General features: G+C 57.9%; 8 protein-coding genes and 1 pseudogene. 5 read left to right on the top strand and 4 right to left on the bottom strand.

Annotated features, from left to right (window positions below; genetic code table 11):
• Positions 1–271: 271 nt before the first annotated feature.
• From glmS to ACVMB0_RS01760, 4 genes and pseudogenes are all read left to right on the top strand, one after another.
• Positions 272–2,098, top strand: coding sequence for a glutamine--fructose-6-phosphate transaminase (isomerizing) (glmS, locus tag ACVMB0_RS01775; protein ID WP_461345126.1), 1,827 nt, complete (start codon positions 272–274; stop codon positions 2,096–2,098).
• A gap of 1,140 nt (positions 2,099–3,238) precedes the next feature.
• On the top strand, positions 3,239–5,203 hold the full coding sequence (locus tag ACVMB0_RS01770) for a glycoside hydrolase family 127 protein (RefSeq protein WP_461345125.1): 1,965 nt from the start codon (positions 3,239–3,241) through the stop codon (positions 5,201–5,203).
• 455 nt (positions 5,204–5,658) lie between these two features.
• Positions 5,659–6,456, top strand: a complete 798-nt coding sequence (locus ACVMB0_RS01765; protein WP_461345124.1) for an effector protein NopP — start codon at positions 5,659–5,661, stop codon at positions 6,454–6,456.
• Positions 6,457–6,911: 455 nt separating this feature from the next.
• Positions 6,912–8,120, top strand: a pseudogene (locus ACVMB0_RS01760) (IS5 family transposase); the annotation flags it as partial.
• 736 nt (positions 8,121–8,856) lie between these two features.
• On the opposite strand, the gene ACVMB0_RS01755 reads toward ACVMB0_RS01760, so the two are convergent.
• The 4 genes from ACVMB0_RS01755 to dctA form a co-directional block, all read right to left on the bottom strand.
• Positions 8,857–9,243 carry a response regulator transcription factor gene (locus tag ACVMB0_RS01755; RefSeq protein WP_461345123.1) on the bottom strand — a complete coding sequence of 129 codons (387 nt, stop codon included), beginning with the start codon at positions 9,241–9,243 and terminating at the stop codon, positions 8,857–8,859.
• 93 nt (positions 9,244–9,336) lie between these two features.
• Positions 9,337–10,005, bottom strand: coding sequence for a response regulator transcription factor (locus tag ACVMB0_RS01750; RefSeq protein ID WP_461345122.1), 669 nt, complete (start codon positions 10,003–10,005; stop codon positions 9,337–9,339).
• Positions 10,002–12,674, bottom strand: a complete 2,673-nt coding sequence (locus ACVMB0_RS01745; RefSeq protein ID WP_461345121.1) for a PAS domain S-box protein — start codon at positions 12,672–12,674, stop codon at positions 10,002–10,004. Before ACVMB0_RS01745 ends, ACVMB0_RS01750 begins: the two co-directional genes overlap by 4 nt.
• Before the next feature lie 1,077 nt (positions 12,675–13,751).
• Entirely contained in the window at positions 13,752–15,056 is a 1,305-nt protein-coding gene (gene dctA / locus ACVMB0_RS01740) for a C4-dicarboxylate transporter DctA (protein ID WP_461345120.1), read from the bottom strand.
• A gap of 1,894 nt (positions 15,057–16,950) precedes the next feature.
• On the opposite strand from dctA, the gene ACVMB0_RS01735 reads away from it, so the two are divergent.
• A complete protein-coding gene (locus tag ACVMB0_RS01735) occupies positions 16,951–17,631 on the top strand; it encodes a molybdate ABC transporter permease subunit (RefSeq protein WP_229158754.1) in 681 nt (226 codons plus the stop codon).
• Positions 17,632–17,640: the final 9 nt, after the last annotated feature.

Raw genomic sequence — 17,640 nt, 5'->3', positions numbered from 1 at the left:
TCATCCCGACCAACATAGCTGGAAACCGTCAGAGGCTGAGAAGCCTATTATACCAGCGCGACAAACCCTAGAACGGTTGCGTGAATGCGAGAGCAGGAAGTTGTAAGGTGACACCACACGACTTGCGCGACGTATCCTTGCAGCGGCCTTATGCGGCAACGACGCCATCGTCGCCATCCAGAGAAAGTCAGTTTTTGTCGAAAGCGAATTTCATGACCAGAGTTCCTGTCGGGGACGTCAGGCTCTTTGAACTTGGGCGGCATTAATCGATATGTGTGGAATTGTCGGCATCTTGGGGCGTGGTCCAGTCGTCGGGCAGTTGGTCGCTTCACTCAAGCGATTGGAATATCGTGGCTACGACTCCGCAGGCCTTGCGACGCTCGAAGGGCTACGTATCGAGCTCCGGCGGGCTGAAGGTAAGCTGAGAAACCTTGAGGAGCGGCTGCGCTATTGTCCGCCCGAGGGTCGCACCGGTATCGGTCATACCCGCTGGGCGACTCATGGAAAACCGACAGAGAGCAACGCTCATCCGCATGCGACGGAAAATGTCGCGGTCGTTCATAACGGAATCATTGAGAACTTCCGCGAGTTGCGAGCCGAGCTGGAGCGGGATGGGGCCAACTTCTACTCAGAGACGGACACCGAGGTGGTGGCGCATCTCGTCGAATCTTATCTCAAGAATGGCTACTCGCCGCAGGATGCAGTACAAGCTTCGCTGCCGCGGCTGCGCGGAGCCTTCGCGCTTGCATTCCTCTTCAAGGCCCACGACGACCTTATGATCGGTGCGCGCAAGGGATCGCCCCTCGCGATTGGACATGGCAACGGCGAAGTATACCTAGGATCAGACGCGATCGCGCTCGCGCCCTTGACCGACACCATTACCTATCTCGAAGACGGCGACTGGGCCGTGCTTACCCGCGCGATCTGCGTGATCTATAGCGCAGACGGCACCGTCGTTCAGCGGGAGACATCAAAGCCCGGCGTATCGTCACTCCTTGTGGATAAAGAGAACTATCGCCATTTCATGGCCAAGGAAATTCACGAGCAGCCGAGAGTAGCCTGCAAAACACTGACGCATTATCTTGATACCGCAGGCGAGCGCGTAGCTCTGCCGCTCACATTGCCGTTCGATTTTAACTCCATTCAGCGTATCTCAATTACTGCGTGCGGAACGGCAAATTATGCCGGTCACATCGCCAAATACTGGTTCGAGCGGTTGGCTCGCTTGCCTGTCGAGATCGACGTAGCATCCGAGTTCCGCTACAGGGAGGCGCCTTTGCGCGAGGGCGATCTCGCGATCGTCATCTCGCAGTCCGGCGAAACCGCTGACACGCTAGCTGCGTTGCGATACGCCAAAAGCCAGGGCCTGCACACGATCTCTGTGGTTAACGTCCCTACGTCGACGATTGCGCGCGAGAGCGAATCCGTGCTGCCGACGCTGGCGGGGCCAGAAATCGGCGTCGCTTCTACGAAGGCATTCATCTGCCAGTTGATGGTATTGGCGGTGCTTGCCGTCGCAGCAGGAAAAGAGCGCGGTAAGCTGTCAGAGATCCATGAATCGAAGTTCGTGCGCGAGCTCATTGAAGTGCCGCGGTTGATTGCTGCGGCGCTGTTGATCGAGCCGCAGATCGAAAAGCTCGCGGGTGATATCGCCAACTCAAGGGACGTGCTCTATCTCGGCCGTGGCACGTCCGCCCCCCTGGCGTTGGAAGGTGCACTCAAGTTGAAGGAAATTTCCTATATCCACTCAGAAGGGTATGCCGCCGGCGAGCTCAAACACGGACCGATCGCCTTGATCGATGAGGCCGTGCCTGTGGTGATGATTGCGCCTTACGACGAGCTCTTCGAGAAGACCGTATCGAATATGCAAGAAGTTGCAGCTCGCGGCGGCAAGATCATCCTGATCACCGATGCGAGGGGCGCTTTGGAAGCAACGCTGGACACACTCATAACCATTGTGCTGCCGGAGATGGTCGCAAACTTTACGCCGATGGTCTATGCCATTCCGCTTCAGCTCTTGGCTTACCACGTCGCCCTGGTAAGAGGCGCGGATGTAGATCAGCCACGTAATCTCGCTAAATCGGTGACTGTCGAATGAAGCCGCAGAGCCTCCCGCCAAGGTATCGGGCTGTTGGATTTGCGTTCCGTTCCGTTGGTTGTGGATGACGGAGCAGGACAAGTCCTTGATCCAGTTGAATCCGAAGTTGCTCGTAGTTTCTGCTGGTTGCTCGCTCAGGCAATGCTGTCGCCGCCGCCCCGGGGCTCCGCCGATCGGCCAGACGGTAAGTCTCGATGGAGAACGATTCCCGGCATCAACGGGTCAATCATAGCCCGATCAGTTGGACGAGCAGATTGATTCTTACTCGGATCGTAACCCTAACTAACGCGATGGGAGCGAGGCCCGCCTGCCCACAGGGCCAAATCAGCCTGAAGCCGATTCAGAACGGATGCTCCGCATCCTCGCAAAGCCAACGAGCAGACCAGCGTAAAGAGCTCCGGGCTGCTTCGTCGCGGCTGGCTCATTGGCAGGGCGTAGGCGCGGCAACTTACTTTTTCCAAATGCCAGCATGCGCGCCATCTCGGCCAACTTATATATACACTTCGACCGGGGGCTAGGATTAACGGCCCAGTTTTCCGCTGAATCCAGCGTGGCAGCGGCCCATTCGATCCGACTTGGGTTTCACACGCCCTGCGCACCCCTCCCACCTGCCACGCGTCATCAAAGGATTGTCCGAAACCTGACATTCCCGCGCAGCATATTGAAGACCTCGAATCAGGTGCGGGCGGCTGGTCGCGACGAAAGGAGCGGTGTTCCGGCTGTATCTGCGGCCGGCGAGTATGTGGGCCATTATCTGCCCTGGGGACAGCCGATCGGTTCGTGTGCCAGGATCGCCCCAGCGCTGCGGCGATGGGGGATTTACCTCGACTGGCTAATCCGGTTGGTGGACCAGCGATCGCGACGGATGCTTATCGCAGAGCCGCGGATCGGATCGACCAGAAGAACACTCCTCATTCTCGGCATGGGAATTGCTGGCCCGCTCCTCGAACGAGCCGCTGCCAGCACATGTTTGGTAGTGCAACGCCGCAGGAGAACCCTCTCCATTTTTATCACTGCAACACTCGCTTCGGGAATAGGACTGTGCAGCTGCAAACCTCAGTGCCGCAACTCCAGCAACGCAATCATGGTGCGTCGGCTTGCCCGGCTAGGCGTCCTTCCGTCCCACCAGGGAGGATTGAAATGAGTGAGCGGGATGTGGCCGAAATCGATCTTCACAACCTACACGTCTTGGATCCACTGATTGGGAAATGTCAGCAGTTGGTAAGGGAAGTGGCAATTCCCTACCAATGGGAGGTGCTGAACGATCGCGATCCAGAGGCGGTCCCGAGCCACGCGGTGGAGAACTTCCGCATCGCCGCCGGAGATGCAAGAGGCGAGTTCCATGGAACGGTTTTTCAGGACAGTGACGTCGCAAAATGGCTGGAGGCGGTTGCTTGGTCGCTATGCCAGGCACCCAATCCAGAGCTGGAGAAGGCCGCCGACGAGCTGATTGAATTGATTGCAACCGCCCAATGTGGCGATGGCTATCTTAACACCTATTTCACATTGAACGCGCCGCGGGAGCGCTGGAGCAACCTAGCAGAGTGCCACGAGCTTTACTGCGCCGGCCATTTGATTGAAGCGGGTGTCGCTTTCTTTCAGGCGACGGGTAAACGGCGATTGCTCGAGGTTGGTTGCAGACTTGCTGACCACGTCGACAGAGTCTTCGGCCCGGAGCGCGATCAGCTACATGGCTACGATGGCCACCCGGAAATTGAACTTGCGTTAGTGCGTCTTTACGAAGTGACGCATGAGCAGCGATATCTCGCGCTAGCCAATTTTTTCGTGGAGCAACGGGGCTCGGAGCCCCATTTTTACGACATTGAGTACGAGAAGCGCCGGCGATCCTGTGCGACCAAATCAGGCGGCCCGCCATGGATGTTGAGAAACAAAGCATATAGCCAAGCGCATTTGCCGCTTTCGCAGCAGCGGACTGCCACCGGCCATGCGGTTCGCTTTGTATACCTCATGACCGGGGTAGCTCATCTTGCCCGGCTGCGTCAGAACGATCAGCAACGTCAGATTTGCGTACGGCTGTGGCAAAACATGGTGCAGCGCCAGATCTATATCACCGGCGCCATCGGCTCGCAGAGCGCGGGCGAAGCGTTTAGCTGCGATTACGATCTGCCGAATGATACGACGTATGCGGAAAGTTGCGCGTCCATTGGCCTAATGATGTTTGCGCGTCGGATGTTGGAGATGGAGCTGGATGGTCACTATGCCGACGTGATGGAGCGCGCGCTCTACAATACCGTTCTCGGCAGTATCGCATTCGACGGTCGTCATTATTTCTATGTTAATCCGCTCGAAATGCATCCCAAAACGCTGAGGTCCAATGGCATTTATAATCATGTCTCGCCGGTGCGAAGGCACTGGTTTGGCTGTGCGTGCTGTCCACCGAACATCGCACGGCTTTTCGCATCGATTGGTCATTATATCTATACACCCCGCGCCGATGCGCTCTATGTAAATCTCTACGTAGGCAATAGGGTGGAAATACCGGTCGGCGGGACTAAGCTGCGACTGCTCATGAGCGGCAACTATCCCTGGAAAGACGAAGTGGAGATCGCCGTCGAATCCGCGCTGCCAATTTCCCACACACTCGCTCTGCGCCTACCACAATGGTGCAGCGCGCCCGAGGCGAGTCTGAATGGAGAGCGTATCAATTGCGAGCCCCGAAGTGGTTATTTGCACATTCACCGGACATGGAGGCAGGGAGATCGCGTCAAACTATTGCTGCCGATGCAAGTACGTCGCGTTTACGGCCATCCGCAAGTTCGTAATTTGGCTGGCAAGGTGGCCATAGAGCGTGGCCCGCTAGTTTATTGCCTTGAGGAAGTCGACAACGGGACCGAGTTACACAACGTTTGGCTTCATGCAGGCAGCCGTTTTTCCCTTGTCGACGGAACTGGTCTCTTCAACGGCAAGATTTTGCTGCAGGCGGACGGAGCGCGACTTCAACACACGCAATCCGAAGAAGCGCCACTTTATCATTACGACAGGGTGCCTGGACAGCTAGAACCGAAGCGGTTGACATTCATCCCCTGGTTCAGCTGGGCGAACCGCGGTGAAGGCGAAATGCGGATTTGGATAAATGAGCGCTGACGCTGACAAGGGGCCTGCTGCCATGAGTCGCAATTAGCTAGGCGATATCGCCGGTCAAAGCCAGGACGTCGCCAATCTATTTAAGTCGGCCCGTCCTCGAGCTCCACTGAACTATCGAAACGAAGAACAGGATATCAGGCGGTGCGACGAGCCGTTGGAACGCGAACGAGCCGCTTGAATCAGCAGGCCAACATCGAACGACCCAGTTGTTGGTGAAGAGGCATTCTCGGACTTGCTCTCGGCCTTATCAAGCCAACTAAATGCCGATGGCTTGAGCGTGTCAGCCGTGAGTGTTTTGAAGCAAGCACGGTGACAAGCCAGAGTGAAGTACGATTAGAGGGATCCACGTCAGGTTTTCGTAAGCCAGGCTGCCTATCAGCTCCACACGGCCTAACAGGCCTTGGCAGGTCGGAGGGACCTGAACAAAATGCGACATCGATAGGAGTCTGGTCGTCATGTACAATGGAATTAGCAACTGGTCGGGTGTTCCATCCGATGATGAGTATCATCACTCAGGCAGTCACGGGAATGCCGACGACTTTTCCGACGCGTTCGCTAGAATGCGATTGCACGATTCCGGTGCCAGCTCATCGTCGCAGCCGAATTATTATCTCAGCTCAAGCCCTCCTGTCATTGAAATCGACCAAGCCAGATTCCGGCGAGAGGTGAGGAACTTTCATGGCGACGAAATCAATCATATCGCCAACAATCCGCAGGAGTACTCGGAATATGTATCCGAAAGAGCCAGGCGCACGGCGGATGTCGCTAGCAATTTTGGGATCCGAAGGGATTCTGACGCCGCCCGATATTACAGCTACCAACTAGGAAACAGGAGCGTCGGTCTTCAAAGAACGGAAGCGGGATTTTCCATGGAGAGTGAGTTCTACAGCCAACAGTGGCGAGAACAGTTCCCCGGACGCACTGACGTCACCTCGATCGTGGATTTTCAGGTTGCTCATCCGCTCGTCGGCAACGCTGGCGATATTCTGCTCGAGCACCAGCTACGGCAAGACGGCGAACGGCCGCTGGTGAACTGGCGTCCTGCTAATGACGAAGCGAGAACTCGTGCAGAACAAATGGGCTTCGTTGAAGTGGATCAAAATGATATGGTGCTCGATCCCAGCCAGTCCAGCCAATGGCGATACAGGGATGGTGGATGGCAGCGTGCAACCAGTTCTTCGAGGTATCTCTCCAAAGTGGAGAGCGATACCGAATCTTCTTCAGAGCCCGACTCGGACGGAGACTTTATGTGACGTGAGATCTGCACCTCCATGAAAGGAGGTGCAGGAGCGCAGATAAACCAACACCTGCGGCTTACGATCGAGCCCAGGACTGAACGAAGCCGAATCCAATTCGGCTCAATGCGTGAGGTGCACCGTAGCTCACCGTACCGCGGCGGTTACGAGAGTTGGTTGGCTATGAATAGCGCAGCAGAAAACCCCGGCTTGCAGCCGGGGTTTTCGACTGCCGCCAGACGGCACGAGCGGATTGCCTATGGCAGGCGCGAGCGTCATCGTGTCCGCTTCCGGCCATTTAACGCGTCGACCGTGAAGAGCGGCTAAGCGACTGAGGTGAGATTGCATTATTCGTTGTGGCCTGTTTTGGGACTGCAGAAGTTTGATGTTTCGGGCATCGGAACCCTGCAAATTCATTTTCAGGAATCGGTCGAATCGCCAGTCATGATTCCGTGCTCGCATCGGAGGTGGCGATGCGACCGAAGAAGCCCAAAGCAACGGGATCGGGCGACCTGTTCCGGGCCAGGGATCATCAACATGAAGCACGAGCTGTTTCAGCTCGCCGGCAGGGTTGATTGGGACTGGATCGACGGCGAGATCGCGCCGCTCTATAGCGAGAACGGTCGACCGGGGACGGCGACCGCTTCATGATCGGGCTGCTGCTGCTCAAGCACATTTACGGCCTGTCCGATGAGGGGGGCGAGCGCTGGGTCCACGACCTATATTTCCAGTACTTCACCGGCGAAGAGTTCTTTCAGCATGCGTTCCCGCACAAGCGCTCGGACCTGAGCCACTGGCGCAAGCGGCTCGGCGACAAGCTGGAGCTGCTGTTGGCCGAGAGCCTGCGGGTGGTGCACGAGGCCGGCGCGTTGCCCAGTCAGGACTTCAAGCGGGTCACGGTCGATACCGCCGTGCAGCCGAAGGCCATCACCTTCCCGACCAATGTCAAGCTGCTGCACGCGGCGATCAAGGGGCTCAACCGCCTGGCGAGGAAGCACGGGGTCAAGCTGCGGCAGTCCTATCTTCGCATTGCCAAGACCGCGGCCATGATGGCGGGACGCTACGCCCACGCCAAGCAATTCAAGCGGCATCAGCGGCAGTTCGCATCCTGCGCAGCCGGTTGGGCCGGATCATCCGCGATATCCGCCGCAAGATCGAAGGCCTGGCCGTACTCGAGAACACCTTCGCCCTCTCGCTCAGCCGGCCTCCCAGATCCGCTCGCAGCAGCAGCGCCAGCGCGGCTGGAAGCTGTATTCTTTCCATGCTCCCGAGGTCGAGTGCAACGGCAAGGGCAAAGCAGCCGCGCCTTACGAGTTCGGTGTCAAAGCCTCCATCGTCACCAACAACCGCCGGGCTCCCGGCGGCCTGTTCGTGCTGCATGCCAGTGCGCTACCCGATAACCCGTACGACGGTCACACCTTGCGGGACGTAATCGACCGCACCGAGACACTCACCGCCTGTGCGATCGAACGGGCCTATGTCAACAAGGGGTACCGCGGCCATGACACATAAAATCCCCGCCGGGTCTTCATCTCCGGCCAGAAGCGCGGCGTCTTCGGGTCATCAAGCGCGAGCTGGCGGCCGCTCCGCCATCGAAGACCGATGGTCACCTCGGCCGCTGCTACCTCAAACGCCGCGCCGGCGATGCCGCCAACGTCATCCTCTCGGCCGTCCGCCACAACTGTAACGAGAGGATCTTACCTAAGATCGTCATCTAGACTAGCTAGCGCCGCTCTTCGCGAAATCTTCAGTAACTAAGCGGCCTATTGCGGCCCGCCGCAGGAAGAGAGCCTGGTGTTTTTGAGCGAGATACCGCTTAGAGTACAGCTGCGTCGCCCGGCTTCGCTCCTACTGAGCAGCCGATTCGGTGCGCAATCCAATAGACGGAGTTGCTCGCATCCGGTGATGGGCTACGTCAGATCAGAACAAGATGCGCCAGGCCGCCGCTGGCGGCCGGGCGTTTCCCTTGAGTATCTGGACGGCTTGGCTGCGGAGGTCTTGTACACCATCTAACATGTGCAGGGGTTGGGGAGCGTCGAGGAGGCCGCTCTAAGGGTGGTCTGAAGAAAGCACGGAGCGATGGCAGGCAGGGAAAAATGCGGCGGCTGGCGCTGTGGCGGAAGCAGCTCGCGCAGAACTTTCGCGCTTGAGCTTTGTCGAACACCCTCTGCGCAATGTTCCCCGAAGTGCCAAAAAGAAGGGGCGAGCGGAGCCTAGAAGTGCCAAGTACTCCGACCCTGGTGGCAACGTCGTTCTGAGCGGCCTGATGCCTGGGCAGCTCAAGGGCCAAGAAGGCAATGCGACATCGACTGGCGCCGGGCCACCTGATTTCGCACAGGCCGCTTCAATAAGATCGTACCGAGCTCGCGACCGGATCTCGACATTCGGGCTGAAATGACTCGCTGCCGGCTGATCGTTTCAAGTGCATCCTCCGTTGCGGTTTTCTTTCAGTGCGGCATCGAGGTGCTCGATCAGTGCATGTCCGGCGAAGGGCTTGGCCAAAAAGCCAACCGCTCCTGCGCTCAGAGCTGAGGCGCGCACGCGGTCGTTCGGGAAGGCAGTAATGAAAATGAATGGCACCCCGTAACCGCGAGTCCGCACTTCCGCCAGCAGGTCCAAGCCGCTCATAACCGGCATCTGCACGTCCGTAATTACGCAGGAGGTCTCCTTCAACCGCGGCGATCTCAAAAAGTCCTCCGCCGATGTAAACGTTTGAACGATGTAGCCGCGCGATTTCAATAGGTTCTCCGTCGCCGCACGGACGGATGCGTCGTCGTCTACGACAGAAATCAAAGGCGTGGACAAGACGATCCCTCCTGGCGCGGGACTAACGGCTGCCGAGGCATTAGCCACCCTGGATGAAAAGTGGGCTCGAGGGACGAAATTGTAAAATCATACTTAGGTTTGTTCAGGACGATTGGCGCCGATCCCCAGAGTCTCAGCCATTCTGATCAGATCGGCCAGCGAGCGGGCACGCATCTTCCTCATTACGTGTCCCCGGTAGATCTTGACCGTAATCTCGGCGAGCCCAAGCTCAGCGGCTACCTGCTTGTTCATCAGGCCGGAAGCGACCAGCTTCATCACCGCCTGTTCGCGCGGGCTTAGGGTTTCAAATAGGGACTGCAGGTTTGCGACGGTTTGCTGGGCCTCCCGTCTTTTGCGGTCGCGCTCGGTCGCGGCGATCACCGCGTCAAGCAATTCCTGATCGCGAAACGGTTTGGTAAGAAAATCGACCGCGCCTCCTTTCATCGCCTTGACGCTCATGGGAATGTCGCCATGGCCGGTAATGAAAATGATCGGAATATGTATGTTCAACTTCGCCAGCTCGGTTTGGAACTCGAGGCCGCTCAAGCCTGGGAGGCGGACATCAAGAACCAGACAGCTAACAACATCCGGAAGTGCGTTCTGCAGCATTTCGCGGGCCGATCCAAATGCGACGACGTCCAATCCTACCGATTGAAAAAGGTTGGTGAGCGACCGACGCATGGAGATGTCATCCTCGACGACGAAGACCATGGCCTTTGTCGAAGCCTCGAGATTGCTTGGCGGGTCAAAGCGTCGCGTCATGAGACGATCTCCTCATGCAACGGCAGGGCAAACTGGAATGTCACGCCCGGCTCCTGCTTGCGCACCACTGACAGCCGTCCTCCGTGAGCCTCAACGATCGACCGGCAGATCGAAAGACCCATTCCAAGGCCGCTGGATTTCGTGGTGAAGAAAGGCTCTAGCACGCGGTCTGCATCATTCTCGGCGATCCCGACGCCCCAGTCTGTCACGGCCACCTGCACATGCCCCATATCGTCCATAGAGGACTGAATAAGCAACTCACGCTTTCGGTCCCTAACTGCGTCCATGGCTTCGATCCCGTTCATCACTAGATTGATGATCACTTGCTGCAGCTGAATCCGGTCACCCAGAATCGTAGGCAGCGTTGCCACCAGGTCGGTTCTCAACGCCACTTGGTGGCTCACCAGCTCTCGGGTCACTAGCGCAATGACGTCTCTAACGACCTCATTGATATCGAGCGGCACCATCTCGATCTCGCCTTTCTTCGCAAGAGCGCGCACGCGACGGATCACTTCGCTTGCCCGTATTGCGTCTTCGATGATCCACTCAACCGAAGAGCGCGCCGCCGATAGATCAGGAGTTTCGCGGCCCATCCAGCCGAGGCACGCGTCGGCGTTGCTGATGATCGCGGCGAGTGGCTGGTTAATTTCATGGGCAATGGAGGTTGTCAGCTCTCCTAACGTTGTTACACGTGTCACATGCGCAAGTTCCGCATGTGCCTTTCGCAACTGTTGTTCGGCTTGATCTGCGCGAATAATGGCGGTGATGTCGGTGCTGACGCCGCGGTAACCAAGGAACTTGTCGTTCGTATCAAAAAAGGGCTTGCCACTCGTCCGAACGTAGATCGGAGATCCGGTCCGGTTGACAGTACGGTAGATGAGATCCCGGAACGGCAGATGCGCCTCCAGTGTGGCCCGGTGCTGCTGCCACTTCTCAGGTTCCTCTTCGACATCGCACGCAATGTCCCAGCGGAGCAGGCCCATCAATCCTGTCGCTAAGATTCCCGCAGCGCTGGTGTGCTCGGACAAGCGCGTAACCTGGTGATCCGGCCCGGTCTCCCAGAGCCAATCGGAAGCCGTCTCGGCGTAATCGCGAAAGCGCTGCTCGCTTTCGCGCAGCGCAGCCAGTGTGTTTTCCAGGCGCTCTCTGGCGGCGTATTGCTCGGTCACATCCATATGCGTTCCGATCAGTTCGCTCACGCAACCATCGTTGCCGAGCACGATGTGCGCAACGGAGTGTATGCGCCTTATCCCGCCGTCTTTTAGAAGGATTCGAAAATCATACTCGAAGCGATCTTCCTTGAGCTCGATAGCCTGGCGCTGCACCTCCTGGAGCCCGGGGAGATCGTCTGGATGGATGCGCGAGCGAATGGTCTCTATTGATACAGTCTCTTGCGGATCAAACTCAAACAGACGATCGACCTCGGCGGAGCGATACACAAAATCGAGCCGATGAACGTCCCAGGACCAACTGCCCGTGTGACTGAGATGCTGGGCTTCGGCGAGATAGGCCTCACTGCGGCGCAGCTTCTGCTCTGCTTGCCGCTCCGCGGTAACATTCGTCGCTGCTCCGACAAACTCAATATCACCGCTGGCGGTTCTCGTGGCTCGTGCCCGCGCATGGATGTGCTTCACGGAGCCGTCCGGCAGCAGCAGCCGGTATTCATGTTCGAAATCCTTCGGATCTCGCATCGCCCGATCGATGACCTCTTGAACCGAAGCCCTATCATCTGGATGGGTGCGCTCGACGACGAGGTGCGGCGACGGAACGGTCTGCGGGTCCAACTCAAATATTCGAAACGTCTCCTTTGACCAGAAGACCTCGCCGGTGACGACGTTCCAGCCGAAGCTGCCCGTATTGCTCAGCTCCTGAGCCTGGGCCAAATGTGCTTCGCTCCGCTGCAGGGCAAACTCGGTCCGCTTCCGTTCCGTGATATCTTCGCAGGATATCAGAACAATGGGCCGATCATCAGCCCACAGCATGGCTTTGGCATTTTCACGTACCCACAGTACCGAGCCGTCGCTCCTGACTTTCCGGGCCTCCCAGGTTCGCGATCGACCGATATCTTCAAGGCAGGCGCGAATGCATTCGCGAGCTAGCTCGCGATCCTCCTCCAGAAAGACCCCCAGGATGGAGTGGCCGATCAGTTCGGGACGCGCATAGCCGAGCTGTGCCGCGCCGAACGTATTGGTATTGAGGACGGTACCGGCTTCGTCGACCATGACATACATGGCGGGATTGTGTTCAAAGATTGCTTGCCAGCGTTTCTCGCGGTCCTCCAGATCGGCCGCGCTGATCCGGAGTTTGGCTGCGGCCTCACGCGCGGCTTGGCTTTCTTGGCGGACTTTTCCGATCAGGTGCGTTCCGATGATCGAGACAATGAAGAACGCAACGACCACCGGAAGATCTTGTGGGTCATCGATCCGCAGACTGAACGCTGGCGGCGCAAAGTAGTAAGCGAGAGCTGCGATGGCCACGACACAAAGCGCGGATGACGCGATGAGGCTGCCCATCAACGAAAACAGCAATACGACTAACAAATAGGCGAACGCCGTCGCAGCGAACGGCGCGTGAAGGTACAGGCAAGCCAGCGTTACTACGGCTAACGTTATGCTGCCGAAGGTAAACTGAGGTGCTGAAACTTTCAAACTGCTGATCTGGCTAGGCATTTTTATATCGTCCGGCCTTTTCTCCGGCGGGAGAGCTATAACATTTTAGGCAAAAATGAGGCAATCCTTTCCGTGCCGATAGACGCTCGTGCGCGGTTTCGAGATTGATTGCCTAGTGTTGAACTCAGCACGCGCCGAAGGAAGACGCATTACAAACGTACGTATAGTTGTCCTAAACCTTTCAATATTGCGCGCTGACCTCTGTACAATCGAGGCTGGGTTGTCGGCTTTCCTCCGCCGGTGACCTCGGGGCAGGCATTCGAGGCTGCGGCCGAGGACCGCCGCCGCGACCCAGTGGCACCCGCGACGAGGACAAGGACTCCAGTTCAGCCAGGACGTCGCGGCCGAAAAAGCAGCCCACTTGTCGAACCCGGAAAGGGCAGGTGCAAGCTGCAGGACCACGCATCTCGCGATCGATCATACGGAAGGGAGCGTAATGTGATGTGCCGAGATAGCAAGGCGAACTTATGCAACGGCTATCTATGCCTCGCGGCCATGTCCGCCCAGGCTCGGTGCCGACGAGCCGTCAGCCGGAATCCAGAGCGGGTATATGAGGGTCGAGCCGACACTTGCTTCTGCGAGCCGCCTCGTCTCAGTCAAGGTGCCAATCTAGTCCACGCTGATCACATCCATCGGATCTGATACGCACCGTAGTACTGAGTTGCACGCGGAAGATGCTACCGCCTCGTCGGCCGGGCGAGGCAAGTGTGTTGACCACGCACATGGGCATTTGTGGGCAGGCCAACACCTTGGTCCGTCACGCTGGATACGTTCCTTCGCAGTCTTCCTGCCTGGCTCGGCAATGTTGCACAGGCGCTCGGCTCGCCAGAAGCCTGACCTCGAAAGATTACGCTTGAAAATGACTTTCTAAAACTGCAGCTCCTTATCGCGTGCGGTCACCCCCCCCGGCGACTGCCGGGGGCGTGACGCGGAGCAAGAGCTGCGTTCTGCGATGTCGTGGGAGAACGCTCCGATTCGCAGATCAGGCACGGTGCCGACTTGAACTACGAAGAATCGTAAATGCGGTTGCGCTTGGATTCGACGCGTCTTGCAATGACGGCGACCAACATCCGGGGTCTACCGCCCTGTGTCGACAGTGGTGGGCCGGTCAAGCCGAGCGTGCAACGTCGCGTGCTCTAGCTCGCCTTCCCACCAGGATACGAACACGGCTGCAATGCCATTGCCAGTGATGTTGGTAAGGGCGCGTACCTCGCTCATGAACTTGTCGATCGAGAACACGATTGCCATACCCGGTACCAGCGCTGGGTTGACGACCGACAATGTTGCGGCGAGCGTGATGAAGCCCGCGCCGGTGACGCCGCTTGCCCCCTTGGAGGTCAGCATTGCCACGAGCAAGATCGTGAGCTGTTGGCCAAAGGTGAGATCGACTCCGAGCGCTTGGGCAATGAACAATGTGGCAAGCGTCATATAAATGTTGGTGCCATCGAGGTTGAAGGAGTACCCAGTTGGGACCACCAGGCCGACCACGGGCTTGGAGCAGCCGAGCCGCTCAAGCTTCTCCATCAATTGCGGCAGCGCGCTTTCCGAGGACGAAGTGCCGAGCACGATCAAAAGCTCGTCCTTGATATAGACAATGAACTTGAAAATCGAAAAGCCGACAATGCGTGCGATAACGCCGAGCACCACCACCACAAAAAGCGCAGCCGTCACGTAAAATAGCGCGATCAGACCGATCAGATTGCCGAGCGCTGCCGGCCCGAACTTGCCAATCGTGAAGGCCATGGCGCCGAAGGCCCCGATCGGGGCCGCTTTCATGATGATGCCGATTACGCCGAACACCGCGTGCGCGACGTCATCAATCATGCCGCGCAGCCGCTCCCCGCGTTCTCCTAGTGCCATCAGAGAAAAACCGAACAGGATCGCGAACAGGAGTACCTGCAAAACATCACCGCGAGCGAACGCGCCGACCACGGTATCGGGAATGATGTTGAGGATGAAATCGACGCTCTTAGACGCTTCCGCTTGCTTGACGTAATTGGCGACCGCTGCCGCGTCCGGCTTGAGTGCAAGGCCACGACCGATTTGGATCAGATTACCCATAATAAGGCCCAATAGCAGCGCAAAGCTGGAGACGATCTCGAAATAGACCAATGCCTTGACGCCCACGCGACCGACTTTCTTTGCATCCTGAATGTGCGCGATGCCGGATGCGACGGTGCAAAAGATGATCGGTGCGATCACCATCTTGATGAGTTTGATGAATCCGTCACCGAGCGCCTTGACCCAATCGTTGGTCGCGACAGATGGCCACAGCCAACCGACCAAGGCACCAACCACGATGGCAATCAACACCTGGACGTAGAGGATCTTATACCAAGTCTGCGACGCGCGCGCGGGTGCCGCGGTTGCCATGGTGGTCATGACGCTTCCTTCCCGAATATACTCGAATGCAAGCCGCCGCGTCGTTGAGAGGCGACAGCATTCATGCGAGGCTCGTTGTTTTAGCCGTGTCGAGTGAAGACGATCCGCGAGACGGCGCGTCATCCCAAAGGCAGGCGTTCAGTTACGTTATCTTTTTTCGCTAAGCAAGATATGCACCAGATGTCCGATCTGCGGCGAATCATGTGTTCGCGGATAAGCCGTCTCTGGCCATTGGCTCGGTCCAGGTGCTCGGACCACGGTTGCAAGCCCGAACATGACGTTGCAGCATAATGCGTATCTTTGGTCGGCTGGGGGTAGCGCGGGCTCGTCTCGACCTAGAAGCTTGGCGTGATCGGTATGCGCCGACTGATGAGATTGATGCAACACTGCGTGAGATTGGTAAAATCGATAGTTTCGATCGTAGGCATTCACACGATGGAAGTCTGGCACATCAGAAGATCTGAAACCCGATTGCCTCCAAATTCTGTGATGGAGTCGCCACATTTTCGCTAGCGGCAGAGCATGTCCGTTCGCGGGGCATTTGTCTCCAGGTGAAGTGACCGCACAGTTCAGCAGAAGGCGGACATCTGGGAGCCCGCAGAGGTCGTCCAAGAAGGAATCTTATGGCCCTTGAAGTCCTGCCGTGTGTTGCCGAGTTCAGCGGCAACGTGGCCCCTCAAGACGGGGCTACCGTCGTCGCTGCTCGACGCGCGGTTGGCCAGAAATGGGAATACCGCACATGCTCTATAGCTCCCGCATGTGGGCGCGCACTACAGCGCCGAATCGTGGTTTGATGAGAATCTCCGAGCACAGCGCATGCGGCGCGGAGCAAGAGGAATGGGCGCGCTGATTCCGTCTTTTTTTTATCGGATTGTCCAAGCATGCACGATGCTTGAGCAACGCGCCTTCACGCTATCCATGCACCCCAGGGGGCTGCCACTATCGCAAATCGCGCAGAGGCGCGCTTCGGCAATTTGGTGCGCCGCGAGTGTGGCGTTTGGACCATCGACATCGTCAAGACCGACGCTGATCTTGACCACCGTGACGTCTTCTTCGGCGAGCCGCAGAAACGCGCGAACGAAAAGATATTCGCGCTCGGGGCACTATCACGGTCGACCTACGGCACCTCCCGGACGCTCTGTAGGTTCGCTGCAAACCGTTCTTGGCGGCAGGTCCCGGTCCCAGCGCAACTAGCTGCATGTCGCAAGGCTGTGCGCCCGCTGATTATGGTGCGCACATGATTGCCGGATGGAGGCATCTCTGCTTGATGGTCGTTTCCAGCACTGTCAAGCAAAGGCATTAATTCCGATATCCTTGCGACCAGCCGCGTCCATTATCGTAAATGGAAATGGGGCGGGTTTGTGCTCGCGCTCAGCCGCGCCCGCGTTCGAGCGAACTTTGAGCGGCCGGGGCAATTTTCGAAACAGAATCCACTTGAGGATCGCGTCGATTGATCAAAAAGCGCCGTAAGATCCAATAGCAACCCTGAGGGCGTCAAACTCTGCAAATCATTGTGCCGTCGCTGTCTGCACGGGAACAAAGATGCCGGAAACCTGACAGAGCGCAGGATCAACTCCACCGCGAACTCGTCGTCCGTGCGTATTTTTCACCTTGAGCCTAGGGTGCACCACATTGCGCAAGCGGCACAGGGATTGCTGGACGATGAGCGAGGAGCTGCCGCCGTCAAGATCGGTCGAAGCGGCCCGTAACAGGAGTTTCCTATGAAGCTTGCGACGCTGCTCTTGGTTGCGAGAACGACGCACGTCAATGTGGTGGCCGCCACGAAGTTCCGCACGACTAAGAGGCGCTGTGGGCCCCATGCCTCGGCGCGCCGGACCTGCAGGCGATCACTGCCCCGAGACGGCGGCCGTCTCTCGTTGGGGAGCTGACGGCGATGGATGCGTTTTCGGCAGAGATTTGGCAATCCGTTGCGCTTACGGTCGAGCTCGCCAGCGTGACGACCATGATCCTCCTGGTGATTGGTGCGCCGCTCGCGTGGTGGCTAGCGCGTTCAAAGACTGCTCTGCGCGAGGCCGTGGCAGCGATCATCACGCTGCTGCTGGTGTTGCCGCCGACGGCACTCGGTTTCTGCGTCCTCGTGCTGCTCGGCCCCAGCGGGCCGGGCGGGCTTCTCGCTTCTTTCTGGGGCGAGCGCTCGCTCGCCTTTACCTTCGCAGGAATCGTAGTCGGATCGGTGCTCTCGGCGTTGCCTTTGGTGGTGCAGCCAATCCGCAACGCCTTTGTTGCGATGGGCGACCCTCCGCTGGAAGCTGCGGCGCGGGTTTCTCCATTGTATGCCTTCATTACAATCGGTTTGCCGCTGGCGCGATTGGAGTTTGTCAAAGCCGCTGTGATTGGTTTCGCTCATACGATCGGCACATTCGGCGTCGTGATGATGATCGGCGGCAATATTCCCGGGCGCACTAAGGTGTTGTCAGCCTACGTCATAGACTACGTCCAAGCATCACGCTGGCGCGAGGCGAGTGTGGTTGCGGGCGGTATGGTGATGTTCGCTTTTGCGGTCATCTTCACTTTAGCTCTCCTCGACAGACGCTGTGCCAGGAGAAGCACATGAGCGCAGACA

The sequence above is a fragment of the Bradyrhizobium sp. USDA 4451 genome (assembly GCF_054822585.1).
The sequence above is the reverse complement of the archived record's forward strand: the minus strand, read 5'-3'. Positions and strand labels throughout refer to the sequence as shown.